The 23,881-nt window shown below is 65.1% G+C and carries 29 protein-coding genes; 9 read left to right on the top strand and 20 right to left on the bottom strand.

The genetic code is table 11. The features are described from left to right. The first annotated feature begins 6 nt into the window (after nt 1-6). The gene (locus AC3WJD_RS05905) at nt 7-459 is read left to right on the top strand and encodes a DUF6265 family protein (RefSeq protein WP_492745395.1); all 453 of its coding nucleotides are present in this window, start codon (nt 7-9) and stop codon (nt 457-459) included. A 190-nt stretch (nt 460-649) separates the two neighbouring features. Here the strand turns inward: AC3WJD_RS05905 and AC3WJD_RS05910 are convergent, their stop codons facing one another. The 6 genes from AC3WJD_RS05910 to AC3WJD_RS05935 form a co-directional block, all read right to left on the bottom strand. Next, nucleotides 650-907 (bottom strand): ATP synthase F1 subunit epsilon, encoded by a 258-nt coding sequence (locus tag AC3WJD_RS05910; protein ID WP_492745397.1) that lies wholly within the window; start codon nt 905-907, stop codon nt 650-652. Beyond that, complete coding sequence (locus AC3WJD_RS05915; protein WP_492745399.1) at nt 907-1,380, bottom strand: hypothetical protein; 474 nt, start codon at nt 1,378-1,380, stop codon at nt 907-909. The genes AC3WJD_RS05910 and AC3WJD_RS05915 overlap by 1 nt, the downstream gene beginning before the upstream one ends. A 164-nt stretch (nt 1,381-1,544) precedes the next feature. Further along, on the bottom strand, nt 1,545-3,089 hold the full coding sequence (gene atpD / locus AC3WJD_RS05920; protein ID WP_492745401.1) for a F0F1 ATP synthase subunit beta: 1,545 nt from the start codon (nt 3,087-3,089) through the stop codon (nt 1,545-1,547). Nucleotides 3,090-3,113: 24 nt separating this feature from the next. Next, on the bottom strand, nt 3,114-3,992 hold the full coding sequence (locus AC3WJD_RS05925) for a F0F1 ATP synthase subunit gamma (protein WP_492745403.1): 879 nt from the start codon (nt 3,990-3,992) through the stop codon (nt 3,114-3,116). A gap of 121 nt (nt 3,993-4,113) precedes the next feature. Further along, entirely contained in the window at nt 4,114-5,643 is a 1,530-nt protein-coding gene (gene atpA, locus AC3WJD_RS05930; protein ID WP_492745405.1) for a F0F1 ATP synthase subunit alpha, read from the bottom strand. A gap of 2 nt (nt 5,644-5,645) precedes the next feature. Further along, a complete protein-coding gene (locus tag AC3WJD_RS05935; RefSeq protein WP_492745408.1) occupies nt 5,646-6,200 on the bottom strand; it encodes a F0F1 ATP synthase subunit delta in 555 nt (184 codons plus the stop codon). A gap of 278 nt (nt 6,201-6,478) precedes the next feature. Here AC3WJD_RS05935 and AC3WJD_RS05940 point away from each other — a divergent pair, with 278 nt between their 5' ends. Next, on the top strand, nt 6,479-8,230 hold the full coding sequence (locus AC3WJD_RS05940; protein WP_492745409.1) for a methyl-accepting chemotaxis protein: 1,752 nt from the start codon (nt 6,479-6,481) through the stop codon (nt 8,228-8,230). 101 nt (nt 8,231-8,331) lie between these two features. Here AC3WJD_RS05940 and AC3WJD_RS05945 read toward each other — a convergent pair whose 3' ends face one another. The 3 genes from AC3WJD_RS05945 to AC3WJD_RS05955 all read right to left on the bottom strand — a co-directional run bounded on the left by AC3WJD_RS05945 (nt 8,332) and on the right by AC3WJD_RS05955 (nt 9,920). After that, nucleotides 8,332-8,415: a hypothetical protein gene (locus AC3WJD_RS05945; protein ID WP_492745446.1), complete on the bottom strand. Its 84-nt coding sequence runs from the start codon at nt 8,413-8,415 to the stop codon at nt 8,332-8,334. Further along, complete coding sequence (locus AC3WJD_RS05950; protein ID WP_492745410.1) at nt 8,388-8,621, bottom strand: DUF559 domain-containing protein; 234 nt, start codon at nt 8,619-8,621, stop codon at nt 8,388-8,390. The genes AC3WJD_RS05945 and AC3WJD_RS05950 overlap by 28 nt, the downstream gene beginning before the upstream one ends. Before the next feature lie 339 nt (nt 8,622-8,960). After that, nucleotides 8,961-9,920 (bottom strand): ketopantoate reductase family protein, encoded by a 960-nt coding sequence (locus tag AC3WJD_RS05955; protein ID WP_492745411.1) that lies wholly within the window; start codon nt 9,918-9,920, stop codon nt 8,961-8,963. Nucleotides 9,921-9,998: 78 nt separating this feature from the next. Here AC3WJD_RS05955 and ada point away from each other — a divergent pair, with 78 nt between their 5' ends. Both ada and AC3WJD_RS05965 read left to right on the top strand, forming a co-directional pair. Further along, nucleotides 9,999-11,036 carry a bifunctional DNA-binding transcriptional regulator/O6-methylguanine-DNA methyltransferase Ada gene (ada, locus tag AC3WJD_RS05960; protein ID WP_492745412.1) on the top strand — a complete coding sequence of 346 codons (1,038 nt, stop codon included), beginning with the start codon at nt 9,999-10,001 and terminating at the stop codon, nt 11,034-11,036. Beyond that, nucleotides 11,033-11,503: a DUF1203 domain-containing protein gene (locus tag AC3WJD_RS05965; RefSeq protein ID WP_492745414.1), complete on the top strand. Its 471-nt coding sequence runs from the start codon at nt 11,033-11,035 to the stop codon at nt 11,501-11,503. The genes ada and AC3WJD_RS05965 overlap by 4 nt, the downstream gene beginning before the upstream one ends. Here AC3WJD_RS05965 and AC3WJD_RS05970 read toward each other — a convergent pair. Beyond that, a complete protein-coding gene (locus AC3WJD_RS05970) occupies nt 11,500-12,999 on the bottom strand; it encodes a S1C family serine protease (protein WP_492745416.1) in 1,500 nt (499 codons plus the stop codon). The genes AC3WJD_RS05965 and AC3WJD_RS05970 overlap by 4 nt on opposite strands. Nucleotides 13,000-13,077: 78 nt before the next feature. Further along, nucleotides 13,078-15,246, bottom strand: a complete 2,169-nt coding sequence (locus AC3WJD_RS05975) for a primosomal protein N' (protein ID WP_492745418.1) — start codon at nt 15,244-15,246, stop codon at nt 13,078-13,080. A gap of 105 nt (nt 15,247-15,351) precedes the next feature. Between AC3WJD_RS05975 and AC3WJD_RS05980 the strand changes: the two genes are divergently transcribed. After that, nucleotides 15,352-15,621 (top strand): HNH endonuclease, encoded by a 270-nt coding sequence (locus tag AC3WJD_RS05980; protein WP_492745419.1) that lies wholly within the window; start codon nt 15,352-15,354, stop codon nt 15,619-15,621. Here AC3WJD_RS05980 and AC3WJD_RS05985 read toward each other — a convergent pair whose 3' ends face one another. The 6 genes from AC3WJD_RS05985 to AC3WJD_RS06010 all read right to left on the bottom strand — a co-directional run bounded on the left by AC3WJD_RS05985 (nt 15,622) and on the right by AC3WJD_RS06010 (nt 18,476). Continuing rightward, nucleotides 15,622-15,804 (bottom strand): hypothetical protein, encoded by a 183-nt coding sequence (locus AC3WJD_RS05985; protein ID WP_492745421.1) that lies wholly within the window; start codon nt 15,802-15,804, stop codon nt 15,622-15,624. Further along, complete coding sequence (locus AC3WJD_RS05990) at nt 15,801-16,163, bottom strand: hypothetical protein (RefSeq protein WP_492745423.1); 363 nt, start codon at nt 16,161-16,163, stop codon at nt 15,801-15,803. Before AC3WJD_RS05990 ends, AC3WJD_RS05985 begins: the two co-directional genes overlap by 4 nt. A gap of 151 nt (nt 16,164-16,314) precedes the next feature. Beyond that, complete coding sequence (locus AC3WJD_RS05995; RefSeq protein ID WP_492745424.1) at nt 16,315-16,800, bottom strand: VOC family protein; 486 nt, start codon at nt 16,798-16,800, stop codon at nt 16,315-16,317. 2 nt (nt 16,801-16,802) lie between these two features. Next, nucleotides 16,803-17,582, bottom strand: a complete 780-nt coding sequence (locus AC3WJD_RS06000; protein ID WP_492745426.1) for a VOC family protein — start codon at nt 17,580-17,582, stop codon at nt 16,803-16,805. 25 nt (nt 17,583-17,607) lie between these two features. Further along, nucleotides 17,608-17,967, bottom strand: coding sequence for a DUF1428 domain-containing protein (locus AC3WJD_RS06005; protein ID WP_492745428.1), 360 nt, complete (start codon nt 17,965-17,967; stop codon nt 17,608-17,610). A 35-nt stretch (nt 17,968-18,002) separates the two neighbouring features. Continuing rightward, the gene (locus AC3WJD_RS06010; RefSeq protein ID WP_492745430.1) at nt 18,003-18,476 is read right to left on the bottom strand and encodes a VOC family protein; all 474 of its coding nucleotides are present in this window, start codon (nt 18,474-18,476) and stop codon (nt 18,003-18,005) included. A gap of 26 nt (nt 18,477-18,502) precedes the next feature. Here AC3WJD_RS06010 and AC3WJD_RS06015 point away from each other — a divergent pair, with 26 nt between their 5' ends. The 4 genes from AC3WJD_RS06015 to AC3WJD_RS06030 all read left to right on the top strand — a co-directional run bounded on the left by AC3WJD_RS06015 (nt 18,503) and on the right by AC3WJD_RS06030 (nt 21,883). After that, entirely contained in the window at nt 18,503-19,198 is a 696-nt protein-coding gene (locus AC3WJD_RS06015; protein WP_492745431.1) for a winged helix-turn-helix transcriptional regulator, read from the top strand. 132 nt (nt 19,199-19,330) lie between these two features. Then, nucleotides 19,331-20,188, top strand: a complete 858-nt coding sequence (locus AC3WJD_RS06020; protein WP_492745432.1) for a hypothetical protein — start codon at nt 19,331-19,333, stop codon at nt 20,186-20,188. A gap of 76 nt (nt 20,189-20,264) precedes the next feature. Beyond that, nucleotides 20,265-20,918 carry a fructose-6-phosphate aldolase gene (fsa, locus tag AC3WJD_RS06025; protein ID WP_492745433.1) on the top strand — a complete coding sequence of 218 codons (654 nt, stop codon included), beginning with the start codon at nt 20,265-20,267 and terminating at the stop codon, nt 20,916-20,918. A 68-nt stretch (nt 20,919-20,986) separates the two neighbouring features. Then, a complete protein-coding gene (locus tag AC3WJD_RS06030) occupies nt 20,987-21,883 on the top strand; it encodes a tyrosine recombinase XerC (protein ID WP_492745434.1) in 897 nt (298 codons plus the stop codon). Here the strand turns inward: AC3WJD_RS06030 and AC3WJD_RS06035 are convergent, their stop codons facing one another. The 3 genes from AC3WJD_RS06035 to AC3WJD_RS06045 are packed head-to-tail and all read right to left on the bottom strand — an operon-like array spanning nt 21,884 to nt 23,847. After that, nucleotides 21,884-22,483, bottom strand: coding sequence for a DedA family protein (locus AC3WJD_RS06035; protein ID WP_492745436.1), 600 nt, complete (start codon nt 22,481-22,483; stop codon nt 21,884-21,886). Nucleotides 22,484-22,493: 10 nt separating this feature from the next. After that, the gene (gene gshB, locus AC3WJD_RS06040) at nt 22,494-23,441 is read right to left on the bottom strand and encodes a glutathione synthase (RefSeq protein ID WP_492745437.1); all 948 of its coding nucleotides are present in this window, start codon (nt 23,439-23,441) and stop codon (nt 22,494-22,496) included. A 52-nt stretch (nt 23,442-23,493) separates the two neighbouring features. Further along, the gene (locus AC3WJD_RS06045; RefSeq protein WP_492745438.1) at nt 23,494-23,847 is read right to left on the bottom strand and encodes a YraN family protein; all 354 of its coding nucleotides are present in this window, start codon (nt 23,845-23,847) and stop codon (nt 23,494-23,496) included. Nucleotides 23,848-23,881: the final 34 nt, after the last annotated feature.

Here is a 23,881-nt window from a genome sequence, read left to right on the forward strand (position 1 = left end):
CGGACGATGACGACGAGGCGTTTCCTGATCGCGATTGCGGGCTGGGCCATGCTCGCGGGCGCGGCCGAAGAGAAGGCGGAGCTGCCGGGCTGGATGGCGGGTTGCTGGGAGGCCAATTCGGGCGATCGCTGGACCGAGGAGTGCTGGACCACGGCGCGCGGCGGCATGATGCTGGGCAGCAGCCGCAGCGGGAAGGGGGATAAGGTGGATCTGTGGGAAGCGATGCAGATCATCATGGACCCGGCAGGCGGCGGAATGCAATTCTGGGCGTCGCCCAATGGTGCCGAGCGCACCCCCTTTGCCTGGCGGGCGGACGCGGCACAGGGCGTCACCTTCCACAATAGCGAGAACGACTATCCCCAGCGCGTCCGCTATTGGCGCGCGGGCGATGTGCTGATGGCCGAAATCGCGATGGCCGATGGCAGCAAGCCCATGCGGTGGGCGTATAAGCGGAAGTAACGCGTCCTTCAGTGTCATTCCCGCGAAAGCGGGAATCCATGAACGCGGATCCTCTCGGAAAAGGCGGTGGCCCTGGATTCCCGCTTTCGCGGGAATGACACAAGGTGTGCAGCTTTGAGCCCGTTGCCCAAAAGAAAAAGGCGGCGCCAATCGGCACCGCCCTTTCAATGGCCCGTGGTGACGACGGCGATCAGGCTTCCGCCTTCTCCGCCAGAACCGTCAGGCCCTTTTCGTTGACCTCGGCAAAGCCGCCCTCGATGCGGATCGTCTCGGGCGCGCCATTCTCGGTCCTGTAGATCGAGAGTTCGCCGTCCTTGATCGTCGACATGAAGGGCGCGTGGCCCGCAAGCACGCCGAATTCGCCCTCGGTGCCGGGGACGACCACCATGTGGACCTCCTCCGAGCGGACGAGCTTTTCCGGGGTGACGAGTTCGAAGTGGAGGGGCATTAGTCTTCGCCTTTAGCTACAAGTGAAACCGCTATCGTCATCTGAGGTTGCCCTTCCGTAGCAGGGCCGTCGTTAGCGGTGATCGTAATCATGGGTTGGACGTTTACGCCCGGCTTGGACATGAACACTGACCGGACAATGGGGCCATCCGCACTATCAATCTTGGAGTCAATCTCAGTTGCCTTCCAAAAATTGTCGATCTGAAGCAACTCGAACAATTTTGGCCGGACGCCCTTGGCCCACTCCGAGCGCAGCACAAATGCCCGACACAGGGGGCTGGCGTCGTATGAAATGACGTAGATCGTCGCATGTGGATCGAACCATTGCGCAAACCGTGCCGACCCGAACTTGGGATTGGCGGCTTGTTCCAATCCTTCGGGGGCCTCCTCTAAAAATTTCAGAAGCCCTTGGTCGATCGCGTACTGCTCCGGCCGCCTTACCGCCTTGTCCTGTGACCCGCCGCGAACAGCCATGGCACTGCACGCCTTGACCATGTTGTCGAGGTTCTGGGCAAGCGACTCTATCTCCGCCTCGGGCGATCCAAGAAACGATGAATGCTCGTGCGGCGCCGGAGTCTGCGCCTTCGCCTGACCAACGCAAGCGAACGCTATTGCAATGCAAACTCCGGCTGAACGCCTCACGCCGCCTCGGCAGCCAGCTTCTGCGCCTTGGCGACCGCCTCGTCGATGCCGCCGACCATGTAGAAGGCCGCTTCGGGCAGGTGGTCATACTCGCCGTCGACAACCGCCTTGAACGACTTGATGGTGTCTTCGATCTGCACGAACTTGCCCGGAATGTTGGTGAACACCTCGGCGACGTGGAAGGGCTGCGACAGGAAGCGCTGGATCTTGCGGGCGCGCGACACGGTCAGCTTGTCCTCTTCGGAAAGCTCGTCCATGCCGAGGATCGCGATGATGTCCTGAAGCGACTTGTACTTCTGCAGGATCGCCTGGACGGCGCGGGCGGTCTCATAGTGCTCCTGACCGACGACGCGGGGCTCGAGAACGCGGCTGGTCGAGTCCAGCGGATCCACCGCGGGATAGATGCCGAGTTCCGAGATCGCGCGCGAAAGCACGGTCGTCGCGTCGAGGTGGGCGAACGAGGTCGCGGGGGCAGGGTCGGTCAAGTCGTCCGCGGGGACGTACACGGCCTGCACCGAGGTGATCGAGCCCTTGTTGGTAGAGGTGATGCGCTCCTGCAGCGCGCCCATGTCGGTCGACAGAGTCGGCTGGTAGCCCACGGCCGAAGGAATACGGCCGAGAAGCGCCGACACTTCTGCGCCCGCCTGCGTAAAGCGGAAGATGTTGTCGACGAAGAAGAGCACGTCCTGGCCTTCCTGGTCGCGGAAATATTCGGCGATCGTCAGGCCCGAGAGAGCGACGCGCGCGCGGGCTCCCGGGGGCTCGTTCATCTGGCCGAACACCAGCGCCACCTTCGAACCTTCGGACACCGCGTTGCCGTCGGCGTCCTTGGCGATAACGCCCGCGTCGAGGAACTCGTGATAAAGGTCGTTGCCCTCGCGGGTACGCTCACCGACGCCCGCGAACACCGAGGTGCCGCCATGGCCCTTGGCGATGTTGTTGATCAGTTCCTGGATAAGAACCGTTTTTCCGACGCCCGCGCCGCCAAAGAGCCCGATCTTGCCGCCCTTCGCATAGGGAGCGAGCAGGTCGATGACCTTGATGCCGGTGACGAGGATCGAGCTGTCGGTCGACTGGTCGACAAAGGCGGGAGCCTCGGCGTGGATCGGCGCGCGCAGGTCGGTCGCGACGGGGCCGCGCTCGTCGATCGGCTCGCCGATGACGTTGAGGATGCGGCCGAGCGTGGCGGGGCCGACGGGGACCTGGATCTGGTTGCCGGTGTCGGCGACCGCCTGGCCGCGGGTCAGGCCTTCGGTCGAGTCCATCGCGATCGTGCGGACGGTGTTCTCACCGAGGTGCTGCGCAACCTCGAGCACGAGGCGGTTGCCGTTATTGTCGGTCTCGAGCGCCGAAAGGATCGCGGGAAGGCGGCCCTCGAAGGTCACGTCGACGACCGCGCCGATGACCTGGCTGATGCGGCCGGTGGCGCCGGAAACGGAAGCCGCGGCCTTGGGCGCGGCCGCCTTGGGAGCAGCAGCCTTCTTCGGCGCGGCTGCCTTCTTTTCGGCCGGAGCCTTGGTGGTCTTGGGTGCGGTAGCCATGACGGTTTTCCTTGCCTGTAATTCTTAGAGCGCTTCGGCGCCGGAGATGATTTCGACGAGTTCGGTGGTGATCGCGGCCTGGCGCGTCCGGTTGTACTGGATGCTGAGGCGGTTGATCATGTCGCCCGCGTTGCGCGTGGCGTTGTCCATCGCGTTCATGCGGCTGCCCTGTTCGGACGCGGCATTCTCGAGGAGCGCGCGGAAGATCTGGACGGCAACGTTGCGCGGCAGCAGGTCGGCGAGGATCGATTCCTCATCGGGCTCATACTCGACGGCCGCACCCGATCCGTTCTCGGCGCTGCCCTCGGGAAACGGCACGGGGATGATCTGCTGCCCCGTGGGGACCTGCACGAGCGCCGACTGGAACTTCGCATAGAACAGGTGCGCGACGTCGAACTCGCCCGCCTCGTAGCGACGGATGACGTCCTCGGCGAGCGCCTGCGCATCGGGGAAGGCGACATTCTTGATGTGGCCCATCTCGTGATCCGCGAGGATCTGCTTGGCGTGGAAGCGCTTGATCACCGCGCGGCCCTTCTTGCCCGCGATGTAGAACTTCACGGTCTTGCCCGCGGCGACCAGCTCTTCGGCCTTCTTGCGCGCGGCGCGGACGATGTTGGTGTTGAACGCGCCCGCAAGGCCGCGCTCCGATGTCGCGACGATGATCACGTGCACCTGATCGCTGCCCGTGCCCGCGAGCAGCTTGGGGCTCGATGCGCTGATGGTCACCTTGGAGGCAAGGCTGCCCATCACCTTTTCGAGGCGCTCGGCATAGGGACGACCGGCGACCGCCGCTTCCTGCGCACGACGCAGCTTGGCGGCGGCGACCATCTTCATCGCCTTGGTGATCTTCTGCGTCGACTTCACCGAGCCGATGCGCAGTTTGAGGGCCTTGAGGCTTGCCAATTCCAAATCCTCTTTCTTCGTCATTCCCGCGAAAGCGGGAATCCATGAACATTATCGTTCCAGTACTTGCACCGACCGTGTTCATGGATCCCGGATCAAGTCCGGGATGACGGTTCAGTGGTTACGCAAACGTCTTCGCGAACGCGTCCAGAGCAGCCTTGAGCTTGCCCTTGACCTCGTCACCCAGATCCTTGGTCTCGCGGATCGTCTTGAGCACGTCGGCGTGGTTGGCGCGCAGATCGGCCAGCATCGCGGCTTCGTAGCGGGTGACCGCCTCGACGGGGATGGTGTCGAGATAGCCGTTGGTGCCCGCGAAGATCGACGCGGTCTGCTCCTCGAAGGGCATCGGGTTGAACTGCGGCTGCTTGAGCAGCTCGGTCAGGCGCGCACCGCGGTTGAGCAGCTTCTGCGTCGACGCATCGAGGTCCGAGCCGAACTGCGCGAACGCCGCCATTTCGCGGTACTGCGCGAGCTCGAGCTTGATCGAGCCCGACACCTTCTTCATCGCCTTGGTCTGCGCGGCCGAGCCGACGCGGCTCACCGAGAGGCCGACGTTGATCGCCGGGCGGATACCCGCGAAGAACAGGTCGGTCTCGAGGAAGATCTGGCCGTCGGTGATCGAGATCACGTTGGTCGGGATGTACGCCGAAACGTCGCCCGCCTGCGTCTCGATGATCGGCAGCGCGGTCAGCGAGCCATTGCCATTGTCGTCGTTGAGCTTCGCAGCGCGCTCGAGCAGGCGGCTGTGGAGATAGAAGACGTCGCCGGGATAGGCTTCGCGGCCCGGCGGACGGCGGAGCAGCAGCGACATCTGGCGATAGGCGACGGCCTGCTTGGAAAGGTCGTCATAGACGATCACGGCGTGCATGCCGTTGTCGCGGAAGAACTCGCCCATGGTCACGCCGGTATAGGGCGCGAGATACTGGAGAGGCGCGGGCTCCGAAGCGGTCGCGGCGACGACGATCGAATATTCCATCGCGCCGTTCTCTTCGAGCTGGCGGACGATCTGCGCGACGGTCGAGCGCTTCTGGCCGACGGCGACGTAGATGCAATAGAGCTTCTGGCTCTCGTCGCCCGAAGCGTTGACGCCCTTCTGATTGATGAAGGTGTCGATCGCGACGGCCGTCTTGCCGGTCTGGCGGTCGCCGATGATCAGCTCGCGCTGGCCGCGGCCCACGGGGACGAGCGCGTCGAGCGCCTTGAGGCCGGTCTGCACGGGCTCGTGCACCGACTTGCGCGGGATGATGCCCGGCGCCTTGACCTCGACGCGCTTGCGCTCGGTGTACTGGATCGGGCCCTTGCCATCGATCGGGTTGCCGAGGCCGTCGACCACGCGGCCGAGCAGGCCCTTGCCGACGGGAACGTCCACGATCGTGCCGGTGCGCTTGACGGTGTCGCCTTCGCGGATTTCGCTGTCGGTGCCGAAGATCACGACGCCGACATTGTCGGCCTCGAGGTTGAGCGCCATACCCTGGATGCCGTTGGCGAATTCGACCATCTCGCCGGCCTGGACGTTGTCGAGGCCGTGGATGCGGGCGATACCGTCACCAACCGAGAGCACGGTTCCCGTCTCGGAAACCTGAGCTTCGGTGCCGAAATTGGCGATCTGGTCCTTGATGACCTTCGAGATTTCTGCGGCGCGGATATCCATGTTCAGCCTTTCATCGCGTGCGCGAGGGAATTGAGACGGGTCGTGATCGAGCTGTCGATCATCTGCGAGCCGATCTTGACGACGAGGCCGCCGAGGATGGCGGGGTCGACGGAGAGATCGACGGAAACGTCACTGCCGACACGGGCCTTGAGCTGCTTTGCAAGCTCGGAGACCTGGGCCGCGGTAAGCGGGTGGGCCGAGGTGACCTCGGCGGTCATCTCGCCGCGGAACCTGGCGGCGAGCATGGAAAAGGCACGGATCACGTTGCCGAGTTGGCCGAGGCGACGATTGCCCGCGAGCACGCCAAGGAAGTTGGCGGTCAGCGGATCGAGCACCATCGACTTGGCGGCGGCAGCGACACCCCTGGCGGCGTCGGCGCGCGAGAGCAGCGGGCTCGTCGTCAGCTGGCGGAAGTCGTCCGAATCGGACAGCGCGGCCTTGAGCGTCGCGAGGCTCTTTTCAACAGCCTCGATCTTGTTCGATTCGCGCGCCAGCTCGAAAAGAGCAGTGGCGTATCGCCCTGCTAAGCTGGCCTGAATGCCGCCGGAAGTCTCCACGCGCCTTGTGTCCCCTAAGAACAAACGGAATTGGCCCCATGCGAAAAGGGGGCGACAAGCGCGCCCCTATCTGGGTCGCGGCGCGGTTAGCATCGGTTGTCTTGGGATGCAAGACGCGTAACCGGGCATCGCATTCAGGCTGCGAGTCGCGGCAATTTGATCTCGTTCTTCCGACAAGGCTGTCATTGAAGTGTAACACAAAATTAACTCTGCTTTCAGCATTCGCTGCGAGAGGCGGCGGCGGGGCAAATCGGAAGCGGGTCGCTATCGCAATGAAAATGGAACTTGGCCTGGCACGGATGGCGCGGCGCGCGGACCGGCTCGGGCTCGACGGCTCGATCAAGGGGCGGCTCAAGTTGATCCTCGTCGCGCTGCTGTCGATCCAGGCGGTGCTGGTGCTGTCGCTGGTGGTGATGACGGTGGTGACGCAGGGCGCGGTATCGACGCTGCTCGACGACCGCATCCAGCCGATCAGCGATGTGCAGTCGGTGGCAGGCGGATATGCTGAGGCGCTGGCGATCGCCAACAAGGTGCGCAGCGGCAACATGTCGGCGGCGAGCGGCGTAGGCGCCATCCAGGCGGCGACGGCTGAGGCCGATGCGGCGTGGCACCGGTTTCGTTCGAGCAATCTCGGCGCGCGTCATGCCGATGATATCGTCCGGATCGAGCTTGCGCGCGGCGAGGCCGAGCGGACCACCGACCGGCTGATCGCGCTGCTGCGATCGGGCCGGATCGACAATCTCGATTTCTTCGTGAGCGGCGCGCTGTACGCCGCGGTCGACCCGCTGACGATCACCAGTCGCGATCTGATTGCCGAGCTGCGCGCCGATGCCGGGCGCGAAGGACAGTTCCTCAAATGGGGCTTCATCATCGCCTATGGCATCGCGCTGCTACTCACGATCGTCGCTTTATGGGTCGGCTACTGGGGCGTCAGGACCGCGACCAGGGCCATCAACCACCCGCTCGAGCAGATTGCGGCAGCAACGCGGCAGATCGGCCTGTCGGGCGGCAACGTCGCGATCCCCGGGCTCGAGCGCTGCGACGAGATCGGCGACATCGCCCGCGCATTGCTGTTCGCGCGCGAGCGCGCGAGCGAGGCGCGCCGGCTCGAGCAGGAGGCGCTCAGGATCGAGAACGAACTGCGCGCCAGTGACGCCGAAATGCTGCGCGCAAAGGACCGTCGCGCCACCGAGCTCGACGCCTTGTTCGCGCGCTTCGAGCAGGACATTGCGCGCATCGTCGCCAATCTCGCGCAGGCGGGCAGCGAGATGCGCGGGGCTGCCTCTGCGGTGTCGAGCGAGGCGGGGATATCCGAGGCCTATGCGCTGACCGCCGCGACGCTCGCCGACCAGACCGCCACTACGGTGCGCGTCGTCTCCGAAAACGGGCAGGCGCTGGCCGAGGCGATCGCGCACATCCGCGACAATGCCAATGAAGCGCGCGCCAGTGCGCGGACGGTCCGCGACAAGGCAGCGCATAGCAAGCTGCGCGCGACGCGGCTCAACGATCTGGTCAGCGAGATCACCGATGTGCTGACGCTCATCACGGGGATCGCCAAGCAGACCAACCTGCTCGCGCTCAACGCATCGATCGAGGCGTCGCGCGCGGGGCAGGCGGGCGCGGGCTTCGCGGTGGTGGCCGAGGAGGTGAAGGGTCTCGCACGCCAGACCCAGGCCGCGGCGGCGACGATCGGCGAGCGGCTCGGCACGATCGGCGCCACCGCGGGCGACGCGATGCAGAGCTTCCACCAGATCGACGCGCTCGTCACCGACCTCGAACAATCCGCACAGGCGATCGCGCACGCGGTCGAGCAGCAGAGCGACGCCAGCCGCGAAATCGTCGATTCGATCGTGCTGGTCGACACGGGCAGCCGCGAAACCGCGTCCAACATGGTCGGCCTGCGCGGACGCGCCGAGGCCGCGCGCCGGATGGCATCAGGCCTCAGCGCAACCGCCGACGATCTCGCCAGCCAGACCGAATATCTCCGCAACGAAATCGCGCGGATGATGGAGTGCGTGAAGGCAGTCTAGCGCGGGGTGGCGCGAATGTCTCGTGGCGAGCGGACGTTCACTTAAGCCCTCTCCCGCTTGCGGGAGAGGGTTGGGTGAGGGCTTTCTTCGGCTTCTTGGCATCAACTCTGACGGAGCGCTGTGACAATGGTCTCAAGAACACCTTCAAAGCTCTCGATCACCACGGTGTTCCAGAACCGAAGCACGCGATGGCTGCGATCCTCGAGATAGGCGGTGGCTTCGCATCCGCCTCCTCATCATGCTGCCCGCCATCAAGCTCGACGATCAACCGTGCCTCGATGCACAGAAAATCGACAATGAACGGGCCGATGGTGGCCTGCCGACGAAATTTGAACCCGCCAAGCCGACGATCGCGCACCGCAAACCACAGCTTGCGCTCGACATCGGTCATGTCGCGCCTCAGGCGCGCTGCATGCAGGCTGATCTGTCGCGTTACGGGGCCGATGTCGCTGATAATAGGGGAAAGAAGACCCTCACCCAACCCTCTCCCGCAAAGGGCGGGAGAGGGCCTGTAGGAATAGTCCGCAATGTCGTCGAAACCGCCCGAAAAAGTCCTGTCCTACACCCCCCCGAACTGTCACGCTCGCGCGACAATCGGTTCTTTGAATGCGTGCAGACGGCCAGCGAAGTGTTGATCGAAAAAACCGATCGATGCGGGCCTACTGATCGAGGGGATTGTTTCGGCAGGGCTGACCTTACTGACCTTTGCAGGAAATCGGGCGGTTTCCGTTCAATTCGCGCGACCCGCGTCGAACAGCCGCGTCAGGCCGAGCAGCGCGTCCATATAGGGCGTCGAGATCCCCGCTCGCTCGCCGATAGCACGCGGCGCGGCGAGCAGCGCGTCGAGTTCGATCGCGCGGCCCGCCTCGACGTCCTGCAGCATCGAGGTCTTGAACGCGCCCAGCTTGCGCGTGACCAGCATCCGGTCCGCGCCACTCTCGGCAATCGGGCAGCCGATCGCCGCACCGATCTCGGCGGCCTCGGCCATGATGCGGAGCGTGAAGGCGGCAACGAGCTTGTCGTCGAGGATCCGGTCCGCGGTCGCGCGCGTCAGCGCGGAGATGGGATTCATCGTCATGTTGCCCCAGAGCTTGTACCAGATGTCCTGCTGGATCCGCTCGCTGCTGGTGACGTCGAGCCCGGCATCGGCGAAAAGCGCGGCGACGCGCCCGAGCCTTTCGGTCATCGCGCCCGAGGGCTCGCCGAGGATCAGCCCCTTGCCGAAATGGCGGCGGATCACGCCGGGTTCGGGGGAGGCGCACGAGGCGTGGACGACGCTGCCGATCACCTGTGTGGTGGGGAGTGCGGCGCCGATCGCGCCATCGGGATCGAGCATCGCCGGGCGTAGCGCGGGCCTGTCGGCGAGGAACCACCACGGCACGCCATTGAGCAGCGGGACGATCACCGTGTCTGGTCCGATCATCGGTCGCGCCGCCTCAGCCGCGCCGCGCAGCGCGGGCGCCTTGACCGCGATGACGAGCAGATCCTGCACGCCGAGCGCGGCGCCGACATCGGATGCGGCGACGCGGTGGACAGTGCTGCCGCCGTCTTCGTGGAGGACGAGGCCATTGGCGCGGATCGCCTCCAGCGTCGCGCCGCGCGCGAGCACCGATACGGGGGCTCCTGCCTCGGCAAGCTTCGCCCCGATCCATCCGCCGATCGCGCCGGCACCCACGATTCCGACCTTCATGGCCTCGCCTCGCCACAGTTTCGCTTTGAACGCAAGGTGCGGGATGATCGTGGGGCGCGCATGCACTAGATAGGATGCATGAGCACCGAAATCCTCATCGATCCCGATCTGGCCTGGGCCGCCTTTGAGCGGCGCGACCGCAGCTTCGACGGCAGGTTCGTCGGCGCGGTCAAGACCACGGGCATCTATTGCAAGCCGAGCTGCCCCGCGCGCCATCCGAAGCGCGCGCATGTCAGCTTCTTCCGCGACGGCGAAGCCGCCCGCGCGGCGGGCTATCGCGCCTGCCTGCGCTGCAAGCCCGACGAGGTCGGCCGCGAGCGCATCGCGGTGGCGCAGGCCATCGAACTGCTCGAAGCGGCCGAAGAGACCGTCTCGCTCGAAGAACTCGCCATGCGGGTGGGCTATGCCCCGCACCATTTCCACCGCCTGTTCAAGCGCGCCACCGGCGTGACCCCCGCCGCCTATGCAAGGGGGCTGCGCGCCGGCAAGGCCGCACAGGCACTATCGACGGAGGACAGAGTGACCGACGCGATCTATGAAGCGGGCTATTCGGGCCCGAGCCGTTTCTACGCCGAGGCGGGCAGGCGCCTCGGCATGACCCCCAGCGCATGGAAGCGCGGCGGTGCGGGCGTGACGATCCGCTGGGCCGTCGCGAAGACCAGCCTTGGTACCCTGCTGATCGCGGCGACCGACAAGGGGCTGTGCCGCGTATCGTTCGAGGAGGGCGAGGAGGCGCTCAGAGCGCGCTTCCCCAATGCCGACATCCAGTCGGGCGGCAAGGCGCTCGCGGAGCTGGCTGAGAAGGTCGTCGCGGAGGTCGAGCATCCCGAACGCCATCACGACCTGCCACTGGACGTGCAGGGCACCGCATTCCAGGAAGCCGTGTGGCAGGCGCTGCGCGCGATCCCGGCGGGCGAGACGCGCAGCTATACCGAGCTTGCCGCGATCGCGGGCAACGCAAAGGCTGTCCGCGCGGCGGGAACGGCATGCGGCGCCAATCACCTTGCGGTCGTCATCCCCTGCCACCGCGCGCATCGCAGCGACGGCAGCATGGGCGGCTATGCCTATGGCATCGAACGCAAGGTCGAACTGCTCAATCGTGAGAAGGCATCATGACGGGCTATATCATCGCGGGGATCGACCCCGCGCCCTTCGTCCCGCTCTACGGGCTCGACGACGCGGCGCTGGCCGAGCGCGGTGCGATCCGCATGCGCTCGGATGCGGAGGTCGGTTTCCCGTGCCGGATCACGCTCGAGGACGTTGCTCCGGGCGGCGATGTGCTGCTGCTCAACCACGAGCACCTGCCGGTCGACACGCCCTATCGCTCGCACCACGCGATCTTCGTCAAGGAGGGCGCATCCGAGGCCGCACGCTATGAGAACGCGATACCGAAGCAGCTGGCGGTCCGGCTGCTCTCGGTCCGCGCCTTCGACGCCGATGACATGATGGTCGACGCCGAGGTCATCGACGGCAGCGAGCTTGAGCCGCTGATCGATCGCATGTTCACGGACGAGCGTGTGGCGTGGCTTCACGTCCACAACGCGAAGCGCGGCTGCTTCGCCGCACGCGTCGAACGGCTCTAGGGCACGCTCCCCTTCTGGCATTTGAAGACAAGCCGCTCATTGGGCGCGTTCGGCAGCATCGCGCGGATCGCGCGCTGGTTCTCGCCGAGCTGCGCGAGCCGGGCCGCATCGCCGGTGCACTGTCCGCGCGGGGCATTGCGCCGCATCGCACGGATCTCGGCCATCGCCTCGGCGGGCATCAGGTAGCGCGAAACGAGATACTCGCCCGTCGCCGGGTCAAACTCGGCGAGCGAGACAGTGGCCTCGGTATCGGGCACGAGGATGCGGCTCCAGCGCGCGCCCTCGGCGGCATATTGGGTGCGGCCGTTGACGCAGCCATCCGCCTTCCAGTCGAAGAGGACGTCGCTCGTATCCGACACCGTGACGCGGCTGCGCTCGGGCTGGATGATGCAGACATTGCTGCCCACCGCATCATAGGCGGGACGCGAAGGGGCGGGCCTGTCCTCGGCGATCGCGATATCGTCGGCGCCGGGGCGAGTTAGGAACAGGCCGAGCGCGGCGAGCATCAGCACGCCGCCGGTGCCGCCGCCGATCATCGCTCGGCGCTTGTCCCCGCGCGACAGGAAGATGCCGCCCGCGCCCGTTGCGAGCGCGCCAAACACGAACAGCGCCAGCGCCACCGCAATGCGGTTCTCGCGCGCGGCCTCGATCCGGTCGCGCTCGGCGGCAAGCTTGCGTTCGGCCGCGGCCTGCCGACCCGCCGCATCCGCCGCCTGTGCGCGCGCCGCCTCGGCAAGTCGTTCGCGCTCTTCGCGAAGCCGCGATTCCATGCTCACGCATTCGCTCGCCACCGTTGCCGCCTTCTGCCCTGCCGAACGCAGGAACTCGGCAAGCTCGCGGTTGGAGATCGCGAATCCGAAATTGGCGTCGCCCTCCTCGGCGCGCGTGATAAAGGTGTTGACACCGATGATCCGGCCGCAGCCGTCGAGCAGCGGGCCGCCGCTGTTGCCGCGTGCGATCGCGGCGGTGTGGAGCAGTGTCTCGATGCCCTCGATGGTGCGAAGGTTGGAGAAGTTGCCCTCCGAGCGCGTCGGCGGCAGCGGCGTGATATAGTCGTCGGCCGATCGTGCGGTGGCGAGATCGACGTTGCCCGGATAGCCCAGCGCGACGACATGGGCACCATCTGCGAGCGGACCCATGTAGAGCGTCGCGGGCGGCAGCCGTCCCTCGACAAGTTCGACGAGCGCGAGATCGCGTGCCTCGTCGACCGCGACAAGCCGGGCATTGTAGCCGCGCGAGCCTTCCGACGGCACGACGCCCAGAAAGACGTTGCCCGGATAGCGCGCGGCCTCTTCGACCACATGCGCGTTGGTGACGACGCGCGTCGGCGAGATCGCGAAGCCCGAGCCGTGGCCGAAGCCGACCACCTCGTCCTCGATCACCGCGACCGCGACCACGCGGACGACGCTGCGCGCGGCCGCGGAGATGTCGTCGACCTGCGCATGTGCCGGTGCGGACAGCCCGAGCACCAGCATCACCGCCAGCATCCACCGCATCACAGCTCCAGGCGCCATTGGCCGACTTCCCCCGTTCGCCCGACTTTCGCTTGGCATTAGCCCCGTTGCAAGCTGTCCTTACAGGAAACTGTAAGGATCGACATCGACCGCGACGCGAACCTTGGCCGACCAGTCGAGCTTGCCGAGCCAGTCGCGGATCACGTCCTGCACGTCCAGTGCGCGGCGCGCATGGACGAGCAGGCGGAAGCGGTGGCGCCCGCGCAGCATCGCGAGCGGGGCGGGGGCGGGGCCATAGACCTGCATCCCCTCGATGCGCGGTGCGGTGCGGCCGATCAGGTTGGCGGTCTCGAGCGCGAGCTTCTGATCCTCGGCGGAGATGATGATCCCCGCATAGCGGCCGAAGGGCGGGGCGCCCGCGTGGCGCCGCGCCTCGGTTTCGGCCTCGTAGAAGCTCACCGCGTCGCCCGACACCAATGCCTCCATCACGGGGGCGGAGGGGCTGTGCGTCTGGATGAAGACATGGCCCGGCTTCTCGCCGCGGCCCGCACGCCCCGCTACCTGCATGATCTGCTGGAAGGTGCGTTCAGCAGCGCGGAGATCGCCGCCCTCCAGCCCCAGATCGGCATCGACCACGCCGACGAGGGTGAGGTTGGGAAAATGATAGCCCTTGGTGACGAGCTGGGTGCCGACGACGATGTCGATCTCGCCGGCTTCCATCCGGCCCACGAACTCGGCCGCCTTGGCGGGGGACCAGATTGTGTCCGAGGTGACGATCGCGGTGCGGGCTTCGGGGAAGAGCAGCTTGACCTCATCGGCGATGCGCTCGACCCCGGGGCCACAGGCGACGAGGCTGTCCTCGTCCTGGCATTCGGGGCAGCGCTCGGGTGGCGACATCACATGCCCGCAATGGTGGCAGGCGAGCCGGCGCACGAGCCTGTGCTCGACCATCCATGCCGTGCAGTTGGGACACTGGAAACGGTGCCCGCAGGTGCGGCACAGCGTCAGCGGCGCATAGCCGCGCCGGTTGAGGAACAGCAGCGCCTGTTCACCGCGCTCCAGCGTCTCCTGGATATTGGCGACCAGCCGGGGCGCCAGCCAGCGTCCGCGCTCGGGCGGTTCCTGGATCAGGTCGATCGCCTCGATCTCGGGCATGGTCGCGGCGCCGAAGCGCGCGGCGAGCTTGAGTTCGCGATAGCGGCCGATCTCGACCTGCTGGCGAGTCTCGATCGCGGGCGTGGCCGAGGCGAGGATGACGGGGCAGGTCTCGAAATGCCCGCGCATCACCGCGACGTCACGCGCATGGTAGTGGACGCCTTCCTCCTGCTTGAAGCTCGTCTCGTGCGCCTCGTCGACGACGATCAGGCGGAGATCGGCATAGGGCAGGAACAGCGCCGAGCGCGCGCCCACCACGACGCGTGCTTCGCCGCTCGCGATCGCGCGCCATGCGCGGCGCCGCTGCGACTGGCGAAGGTCCGAGTGCCAAGCGACCGGCACATGGCCGAAACGCGCGGCGAAGCGCTTGAGAAAGGGCTCGGTCAGCGCGATCTCGGGCAGCAGCACGAGCGCCTGCCGGCCCTGCCGGATTACCTCGGCGACCGCCTCGAAATAGACCTCGGTCTTGCCCGATCCGGTGACGCCGTCGAGCAGGAAGGGCTCGAAGGCGCCGGCGCGCACTGCGTCGACCAGCGCATCCGCCGCGGCGGTCTGAACGGCGGACAGTTCGGGCGGCGCATGATCGGGGTCGGGCGCGTCATAGGGCGTGTCGATGCTGACCTCGACCGCCTCGATCGCGCCCGCCTTGACCAGCCCGCGTATCACGCTGTCCGAAACATCGGCGATCAGGGCGAGTTCGCGGATCAACCCCTGCCGGTCGCCGATCCTGTCGAGCGCCTGCGCACGCTGCGGGGTCAGCCGCTCGGGTCGGAAACCCGTCAGCCGATATTCGGTGATCATCCTGGCACCCTCGAGCGCCGAGGAGGAGGGCAGCGCCATCCGCACCACCGCGGCCGGGGGTGCGAGATAATAGCCCGCGGTCCATTCGATCAACCGCCTGAGTGGATCGCGCAGCGGCGGCAGGTCGTAGACCGCAATCAGGTTGCGCAGCCGGTTGTCACCCACTTCGGCATCGGAGGGCATCCGCTCGGGCTCCCACACGACTCCGACGAGCTGGCGCGGGCCGAGCGGTGCGACGACGATCGAGCCCGGCCCGACCTCCATGCCGCGCGGCACGCGATAATCGAGTGGACCCAATGCGCTGTTGAGGACGAGGACGCGGGCGCGAGTCATGGCGCCCTAGTTAGGGTGTGTCGCGCGGAAAGGGAATCTCCCCGCCGGCCCCTCAATGTTTTCGTGACGTGCGGCTATGCTCTGCGCGTGAACGAGCCCGATTCAATGCGTTGCTGGCTGTGCGACCGGCCCTTGGGCCGTCGCGTCGAATGGCATCATCCCGTGCCCCGGAGCCGGGGCGGATCGGAAACTGTGCCGCTTCACCCGATCTGCCACAGGACGATCCATGCCCTGTTCAGCAATGCCGAGCTATCGCGGCTCGCACCGACCTCCGCTGCGCTGCGCAGCAATGCGGCGATGGCGCGCTTTCTCGAATGGGTTGCGGGGAAGCCGCCCGATTTTCATGCGCCGACGCAATCGCGGCGCGGGTCGTGATCAGCCCGGATGGTGGGAGGCGCTGCCCCGCGCGAGGAACGGTGCGCCGGTGACGAAGACGATCAGCGCCGTCAGCACGCCGATGATGGGGTCATCGATCGCGCGTGCAAGCAGCATCAGCGGTGCGGCCAGCGCGACGATGAGCGCGCCGATCATGGCGGCGGAGAGCAGCCGGGAATTCACCGCTTCGCCCCCGCGACATGCTGCGCCAGTGCAGTCAGCTGGGTGTGCGAGAAGCCGGCGGCGACGAAACGCGCGATCTCTTCGGGGGCGAGCCGGGCAAGACCGCTGCGAAGCAGCACGGCCATCCGGCGCAGCGCTTCGAGCCGCGGATCGGCGAGCCCGTTCGAACGGCGAACGTCGAACAGCTTTTCGATGAAACGACGGACACGGCCGGGCTCGAAGAGGCTCGACGGGTTGTCGTGGCGCGCGAGGTTGACCACCGCCCATTCGCAGGGGTTGAAGCTGGGCGCGATTGCAACGGCGCGCGCTCGGGGGCTCGTTGCGGCGGTGATCGGGTCGGAAAGATCGAGATAAGCCATGATCGAGATCCTGCTTCCTGTTTGGACCCGGCCGGTCTGGGAGGGGGCTGGCCGGGTCCTTGGAGGGGCAGGTCCTATTTACGGCAGACTCGACAGTTTCATTAGAGGGGTAATTTGCTACACATCGTTTCTGAAACTGTAATAATGCGCACTACTGGACTGGCTCGGCGTCATAGGCTGCCTTCAGCTTTCCGACATCGAGCTTGACCATCTTCAGCATGGCTTCAGCGACGCGCCGGCCCTTGTCGCGATCTGGATCCTTCATCATCTCGCCCAGCGCCTTGGGAACGATCTGCCACGCTACGCCGTAGCGATCCCTGATCCAGCCGCATGCCTCGGGCGTGCCGCCGTCGAGTAGCGCGTCCCATAGCCGGTCGACTTCCGCCTGATCGTCGCAATCGATCGTGAATGATATGGCATGGTTGAAATCGTCCAGCGGACCCGCGCTCATTGCCTGAAAGCGCTGGCCGGCGAGCGTAAAATCCACGACCTGGACCGAGCCGGGAGGACCGCTCGGGCTTTCGGCGGGCAGTGTGTAGACACTGTCGATATGGGAGTCGGGAAGCAGTGAAATGTAGAATTTCGCGGCTTTTTCGGCATTTTCGGGGAACCACAGGCTCGGGATGACCTTGGACATGATCAATCCTCCTTGTTGGGTCGTGGCCCGACAAACGCGAACATGGCGCCTTGCGGATCCTGAGCGTTGATGATCCAGGCATCGCCAGGCACCTCGCCCGGGCCATAGAGGATCTTGCCGCCATTGTCGGTAACGCGCTTGCCTGCCGCATCGACGTCGTCGACGCTGACATAGTAGAGCCAGGCCGGGTGCGGGAATTCCTTGTCATCCATCATGCCGCCGATATCGGCATCGCCGGCCTTGAAGAGCTGATAGGTTCCCATCTCGCCCATATCCATCGAGGTCGATTTGCTCCAGCCGAACTGGCTGGCATAGAAATCGAAGCCCGATTTCCAGTCGCTCGAATGGAGCTCGTTCCAGGCGAAATGGCCCGGACTCATGCCAAAGGCCTTGCTTGTGCCATCGACCGCACCTCGCATGATGCAGAACGGCGCCCCCTGCGGATCGGCGACAACCGCGAAACGGCCGACGCCAGGAATGTCGCTCGGGGGGCGATGGATCGTCCCACCCTCCTTCTCGATCTTCGCCGCGGCGGCATCGACGTCGTCGACCGTGATATAGCCGATCCAGCCCGGTTTGCCGCCCGCCTCGCAAACCTCGGCGGGCATTTCCATCAGTCCGCCGACATCGGTGCCGTTGGTCGACAGCAGCGTATAGCCCGAATTGGGTCCGCCCGCGTCGCGGGTCGCCCAACCGAAGACCGCGCTATAAAAGGCCTGGGCCTTGTCGGGTTCAGTGGTGATCAGTTCATACCACAGCGGATCGCCGTGTGAATTGGACATGATCCTTCTCCCTATGTGGTGGCGATCAAGGCGCCCCAGTTTCGACAATCGTTTCGAAACCGCCGAAGAACATGCGCTTGCCGATAAAGGGCATTTCGCCCTCGGGCTTCATCCGTTCGTCCGCCATGATCTTTTCCCATGCGGCGTCGCGCGTCTGGCGCGAAGGCCAGGTGATCCAGGAAAAGACGACATTCTCGCCTTCCTCGGCCTTCACCGCCATGTAGAAGTCGGTGACTTCGCCCTTCTTCAGGTCGTCACCCCAGGCTTCGACCACCTGCAGCGCGCCATATTCCTGGAAGATCGGCGCCGCCTTTGCCGCCATTGCGCGATAGGCTTCCTTGTTCGCGGTGGGCACGGGGACCACAAATCCATCTACATATGCCATTTTTGGTTCCTCTCCATTATTGAAATGCGCGATTTTCAGGCGTCGACAGCTTCGGTGGGCGTGCTGCCCGCCAGCACGGCCTCGACATCCATCCACATCACTTCCCAGATATGGCCGTCGGGATCCTCAAAGCTGCGGCCATACATCACTCCATAATCCTGCTTCGGCGTCGGATCGATGACCACGCCCGCCGCTTCTGCCTTGCCGACCAGCGCGTCCACCTCGTCGCGGCTCTCCGCGGAAAGGCAGAGCAGCACCTCGCTCGTGCTGTGTGCATCCGCGATTTTCTTGGGCGAGAACTGGCTGAACTTTTCATGCGTCAGCAGCATCACGCTGATCGTATCGGAAAACGTCATCATCGACGCGGTTTCGTCGGTGAACTGTGCATTCTGTTCGGCGCCGATGGCGGTGTAGAAGGCGATCGCCCGGCCAAGATCGGCAACAGGCAGATTGATAAATATCATGCGGGGCATCGCCACTCTCCTCTCGACTCGATGTTTGACGATCATGCGATGGTAAGTTATTAAAGGCAACTATGCAGTCAGAAAAAATAACTAAAAAGTCTTTCAAGGCCACCCAGCGTCGCTACGACGATGCGTGCGCCACCGCGCATGCGCTCGACCTGCTTGGCGAACGCTGGGCACTGCTCGTGATCAGAGAACTCATGTTCGGCCCGAAAAGGTTCAGCGACCTGCGCGCGGATCTCCCCGGGATAAGCGCGAACGTACTGACCCAGAGGCTCGAGGGCCTTGCCGCATCGGGTATCGTCGAGCGTCGCAAGCTCCCGCCGCCCAGCGGCGCGCAGGTGTATGAACTCACCGAATGGGGCTACCGGACCGAACCGATTTTCCAGGCTTTGGGCCGTTGGGCGGTGCATTCGCCCTATCATGACCAGAGCCTGCACTTCGGCGCGGCCTCGCTGCTCCTGTCGCTGCGCACAATGTTCGCGCCTGATCTGGCGAAGGGAATTGCGGCAAGCATCGGCTTCCGGCTGGGCGTCGAAAATTTTGTCGCCGAGCTTGCCGAAGGTGCGATTGTGATCGCGCGCGGGGAACCCGACCGAGCCGACGCGGTGTTTACCGGCGCGCCATCAGCGGTCGCCGCCGCAATCTATGGCGGGCAGCCGCTCGAGGCGCTCGAGCGTGCGGGCGCGCTGGCGTTGGCGGGCGATCGTGCGCTTGCCGAGCGCTTCGTGAAGCTCTTTCCAATCCCCGATCCCGCAACCGCGTGAAGCCAAGGGTTTTTACACAACTGACTCAGGGTTTGTCCTGATATCCGATCGGGCGTGTCCGGGTGAACATGGCGGCATGTTCAAGCGTACCGGCGAAGAGAACCATTGTTTGCTCGATGATGGGGGAGCGACATGCCAAGGCGCCATATTCCACGCGGTTACGCGCACGGATTTTCGCTTGTCGCGGCGATGTTGCTCTCGGGAGGCTGGTTCGCCGCACCGGCCCACGCGCAGGCCCTCGAAGACAAGGTGTGGGTCCAGCTGGCGGGCTATCGTCCCAATGTCGATTCTGAAGCGCAGATCGGATCGGAGCAACTCGGGATCGAGGGGACCGTATTCGACTTCGAGGAAGATCTGGACCTCGCCGACCGCAAGACCTTGCCCGCCTTCATGGCAGGATTGCGCTTCGGCGGCGGTCGCAAATGGCAGGTCGTGGGCGAATATTATGGCCTCGACCGAACCGGCACGCGCGTGCTGCAACGCGACATCGTCATCAATGACGTCACGTACCCGGCCAATGGGACGCTCGAAAGTGGTCTCGATTCCAACATCTATCGCCTGACGGTCGGCTATTCCTTTATCCGCAACGACAAGGTCGAGGTCGGCGCCGCGCTTGGTGCGCATGTCACCGATTTCACGCTGCGCTTCGAAGGTAATGGTACGGTAGGCGGTGGGACCTTCCAGACCGAGCTGCGACGCCGCGAGGCGCTTGCGCCTTTGCCCACGGTCGGACTCTATGGCAGCTTCGAGGTCCTCCCCTCGGTCACTCTCGGGGCACGGATCGACTATCTATCGCTCAAGATCGATGACTATGACGGCGAACTGATCAACGCCCAGGCGACGCTGCAATATCGCATCACCAGGAATATCGGGATCGGCGCGATGTATCGCTATGTCGATTACACGCTGAAGGTCGACAAGCCCAACTGGCAGGGGCGCGTCGAGTATCAGTTCAAGGGGCCGGCGCTGTATCTGGAGGTCGGATTCTAGCACCCCGGTTTCACGAATGCGCGCGCTGGTCCTATAGAGCGGGCCAACGAATCACCTATCCAAGCGAGCGCATCCCATGAAATTCTTCGTCGACACCGCCGACACCAAGGAAATTGCCGATCTGGCCGCCACTGGCCTGCTCGACGGCGTCACCACCAATCCTTCGCTGATCCACAAGTCGGGTCGCGAGTTCCTCGACGTCGTCAAGGAAATCTGCGGTATCGTCGCGGGCCCCGTGTCGGCCGAGGTCGTCGCGCTCGACCATGAAGGCATGATGCGCGAGGCAGAAATCCTGCGGAAGATCGCCGACAATGTCGCGGTCAAAGTTCCGCTTACCATCGACGGCCTCAAGACCTGCAAGAAGCTGACCGGCGACGGCACGATGGTCAACGTCACGCTGTGCTTCTCGGCCAATCAGGCGCTGCTCGCGGGTAAGGCGGGCGCGACCTTCGTCTCGCCCTTTGTCGGCCGCCACGACGATGTCGGCTTCGACGGCATGGAGCTGATCGCCGATATCCGTCAGATCTACGACAATTACGATTTCCCGACCGAAATCCTCGTCGCGAGCGTGCGTCATCCGATCCACATTCTCCAATCGGCGAAGATCAGTGCCGATGTGATGACCGCGCCGCCGGCCGTCATCAAAGCGCTGTTCAACCACCCGCTGACCGACAAGGGCATCCAGGGTTTCCTCGCCGACTGGGAAAAGACCGGACAGAAGATCGGCTGACGTCCCGCATCTGCACGCTGGCCAAGTTCAGCGTGACGACCATGTGACGATTGGGGCATGGTGCGCCGATGACCGGGGCACCATCGCTCATTTCCGCCTGGCGCGAACATCTGCGCGTCAATCGTCGCCGTTCGGAGCACACGGTGCGCGCCTATGTGGCGACCGCCGAGCGGCTAATCGGCTTTCTGCAGAACCATCGTGGTGGCGCCGCGGACGCGGCGTTGCTCGGTACGCTGACACCCGCCGACCTTCGCGCCTATCTGGCCTTCCGCCGGGGCGAGGGGCTCGGCAACACGTCGGCCGCGCGCGAGCTTTCGGCGGTACGCGGTTTCCTTGCCTTTGTCGCCGGCGAGGGGGCTGAAATCCCGCGCCTGAAGGGCCCGCGCGTCAAGAAGGGTGTGCCGCGTCCGGTTTCACCTGACGAGGCGATCGCGCTTGCCGAGGACGCTTCGGAACATGCGCGCGAACCCTGGATTGGCGCGCGCAACTGGGCGGTGCTGCTGCTGCTTTACGGCGCAGGGCTGCGCATCGGCGAGGCGATGGCGCTCACCGGCAGCGTACTCCCGATCGGCGAGACGATGAGCGTGACGGGAAAGCGCAACAAGACGCGCATCGTCCCGATTCTGCCGCAGGTGCGGGAGGCGATCGAAGCCTATGTCGCGCAATGCCCCTTTGCACCCGCCAAAGACGGTCCGCTGTTCCGCGGTGCGCGCGGCGGCCCATTGTCCCCCGCGCTGATCCGGCGCGCGGTGCAGGGCGCGCGGGGGCGGCTCGGCCTATCCGACCGCACCACGCCGCATGCACTGCGCCACAGCTTCGCGACGCACCTCCTTGGCCGGGGCGCCGACTTGCGCACGCTGCAGGAACTGCTGGGCCATGCCAGCCTCAGCTCGACGCAGATCTACACAGCGGTCGATGCCGCGCACCTGCTCGACGTCTATCGCAACGCACATCCGCGCGCCTGATCAGGCCTTGGGTCGCCAGAAGATCACGCGCCAGAGATAGGTGACGACGATCACGACGATCACCGCGGTCGAAACCGGGCCGATGAAGTCGTCGATGCTGTCGACATTGTTGCCCAGCGTCCAGCCGAACAGCGCGAGCAGCGTCGTCCATCCCGCGGTGCCGATCGTGGACCAGATCACGAAGGTCGACAGCCGCATGTGGAGCAGGCCGGCGGGAATCGAGATCAGCGAGCGCAGCGTCGGCAGCATCCGCCCGAAAAAGACGAAGGCGAAGCCGAACTGACCGAACAGCTTCTCCGCGCGCTGGACCTCGTTCCAGTCCATGGTCAGCCAGCGGCCATAGCGGTCTATCAGCGGCTTGAAGCGCTCGATGCCGACCACGCGCGCGGCCAGATACCAGAAATAATTGCCCAGCATAGCGCCCGCGGTGCCGCTGACGATCACGCCCGCGAGTGACATATGTCCCTGCGCCGCCTTCACGCCGGCGATCGACATGATCACTTCCGACGGGATCGGCGGGAACACGGTTTCAAGGAACATGAGAAAGGCAACGCCGAGATAGCCCGACTGCTCGATGAGCCTGATCATCCAATCTGACAAATGCAATTCCTCAGCGCGAAAGTTTGTTTTCGATCGCATCCCAGATCATCGCAGCCGTATCAGTGCCGTTGAAATGGTCGATCGCGACGATGCCAGTGGGGGAGGTGACGTTGATCTCGGTCAGCCAACCGCCGATCACGTCGATACCGACGAAGAGCAGCCCGCGCTTTTTGAGCTCGGGGGCCAGTGCGTCGCAGATTTCCTGCTCGCGCGCAGTGAGCACGGTTTTCTCCGCACGGCCGCCCGCGGCGAGATTGGAGCGGATCTCGCCCTTGCCCGGAATGCGGTTGATCGCGCCCGCGACCTCGCCGTCGACAAGGACGATGCGCTTGTCGCCGCCCGATACCTCTTTCAGGAAAGCCTGGACCATGAAGGGCTCGCGCCAGACCTCGCCAAACAACTCGACGAGCGAGGCGAGGTTGGCGCCGTCGGCGCCGACGCGGAATACCGCCGAACCCGCATTGCCGTGCAGCGGCTTGACGACGATCTCGCCATGCTTCTCCTGGAAGATGCGTACTTCCTCGAGCGAGCGCGTGATGAGCGTTGGCGGCATGAAATGCGCGAAATCGAGTACGAACAGCTTTTCGGGCGCGTTGCGGACCGATTCGGGATCGTTGACCACCAAGGTCTGGTGCCTGATGCGTTCGAGGAGGTGGGTCGTGGTGATGTAGCCCAGATCGAAGGGCGGATCCTGCCGCATCCACACGACGTCGACCTCCTGACCGAGATCGAGCTTCACGGGGTCGGCGAAACTGTAATGGTCTCCCTCGACGCGGCGGACGGTGACCGGATGCGCGCGTGTCCAGACGCGGCCATCGGCGTAGCTCAGGTCCTGCGCCTCGTAGTGATAGAGCCGATAGCCGCGTTCCTGCGCGGACAGCATGATCGCAAAGGTGGAATCGCCTCCGATCTTGATGCTTTCCATCGGGTCCATCTGGATGGCGACCTTGAGGCTCATAGCTTTCTCCGAACAAACGCGCGTGGGGCTTTAGGCGAGCAGCCGCGTCGTGTCACCCGTGCCAGGCATTGGCGATGTGGCGCGGTAAACGCCACGGGGCGAGCAGGAGGACGTCGATCCTGATGTCTTCGCCATTGCGCGCATAGCGCGGTGCGAGCACGTTGGCGGCTGCGGCGACGCGCGTGAGGCGATGCCGGTCTATTGCGAGATTGAGCTCGGCCGATGTCGCGCGCGTCTTGACCTCGACGAACGCGACGGTCCGCCCGCGCTTCGCGACGAGATCGACCTCGCCCATCGGCGTCTTCACGCGCCGGGCGACGATCCGCCAGCCCTGAAGGCGCAGCCACCATCCGGCGAGCGTCTCGCCCGAACGTCCGCGGCGCTCGGCGTGGCGGCGGTTCTCCAATTAACCCCTCCCTTTCAAGGGAGGGGATGGGGTG

The sequence above is a fragment of the Sphingobium sp. FW306-1B-F04DB genome, from assembly GCF_058781925.1.